Annotated in this window: 1 protein-coding gene and 1 pseudogene; both read left to right on the top strand. The window is 59.8% G+C overall.

The annotated features are described in order from the left end of the window. Positions 1-18: 18 nt before the first annotated feature. Positions 19-834 carry a sulfonamide-resistant dihydropteroate synthase Sul2 gene (gene sul2, locus FTU39_RS13760; protein ID WP_001043260.1) on the top strand — a complete coding sequence of 272 codons (816 nt, stop codon included), beginning with the start codon at positions 19-21 and terminating at the stop codon, positions 832-834. Positions 835-920: 86 nt separating this feature from the next. Then, positions 921-1,168, top strand: a pseudogene (glmM, locus tag FTU39_RS13755) (phosphoglucosamine mutase); the annotation flags it as partial.

The following is a 1,168-nucleotide window of genomic DNA, read 5'->3' as shown; positions in this document are numbered from 1 at the left end:
ATTATTATAGAAGCCCCCATGAATAAATCGCTCATCATTTTCGGCATCGTCAACATAACCTCGGACAGTTTCTCCGATGGAGGCCGGTATCTGGCGCCAGACGCAGCCATTGCGCAGGCGCGTAAGCTGATGGCCGAGGGGGCAGATGTGATCGACCTCGGTCCGGCATCCAGCAATCCCGACGCCGCGCCTGTTTCGTCCGACACAGAAATCGCGCGTATCGCGCCGGTGCTGGACGCGCTCAAGGCAGATGGCATTCCCGTCTCGCTCGACAGTTATCAACCCGCGACGCAAGCCTATGCCTTGTCGCGTGGTGTGGCCTATCTCAATGATATTCGCGGTTTTCCAGACGCTGCGTTCTATCCGCAATTGGCGAAATCATCTGCCAAACTCGTCGTTATGCATTCGGTGCAAGACGGGCAGGCAGATCGGCGCGAGGCACCCGCTGGCGACATCATGGATCACATTGCGGCGTTCTTTGACGCGCGCATCGCGGCGCTGACGGGTGCCGGTATCAAACGCAACCGCCTTGTCCTTGATCCCGGCATGGGGTTTTTTCTGGGGGCTGCTCCCGAAACCTCGCTCTCGGTGCTGGCGCGGTTCGATGAATTGCGGCTGCGCTTCGATTTGCCGGTGCTTCTGTCTGTTTCGCGCAAATCCTTTCTGCGCGCGCTCACAGGCCGTGGTCCGGGGGATGTCGGGGCCGCGACACTCGCTGCAGAGCTTGCCGCCGCCGCAGGTGGAGCTGACTTCATCCGCACACACGAGCCGCGCCCCTTGCGCGACGGGCTGGCGGTATTGGCGGCGCTGAAAGAAACCGCAAGAATTCGTTAACTGCACATTCGGGATATTTCTCTATATTCGCGGTTCAGCAGGCATGTCCCCTTTGAGGGCGACCCGACGACAGGATAATCGACCTTATGGTGCGCAAATATTTCGGCACAGACGGTATTCGTGGCAAAGCCAACGAAGGCGCGATGACGGCGGAAACCGCCTTGCGCGTCGGCATGGCGGCTGGCCGTGTCTTTCGTCGCGGTGACCACCGCCATCGTGTCGTGATCGGCAAGGATACGCGCCTGTCGGGCTATATGCTTGAACCCGCGCTCACAGCCGGTTTCACCTCGATGGGCATGGACGTATTCCTTTTTGGCCCGCTGCCGACAACGTA

Origin of the sequence: Acinetobacter sp. YH12099, assembly GCF_013419195.1 — a bacterium.
Classification (GTDB): domain Bacteria; phylum Pseudomonadota; class Gammaproteobacteria; order Pseudomonadales; family Moraxellaceae; genus Acinetobacter; species Acinetobacter towneri.
The sequence above is the reverse complement of the archived record's forward strand: the minus strand, read 5'-3'. Positions and strand labels throughout refer to the sequence as shown.

Excerpts from the sequence above, each read along its gene's own strand:
- sul2 (WP_001043260.1), top strand. The coding sequence starts at position 19 with ATGAATAAATCGCTCATCATTTTCGGCATCGTCAACATAACCTCGGAC.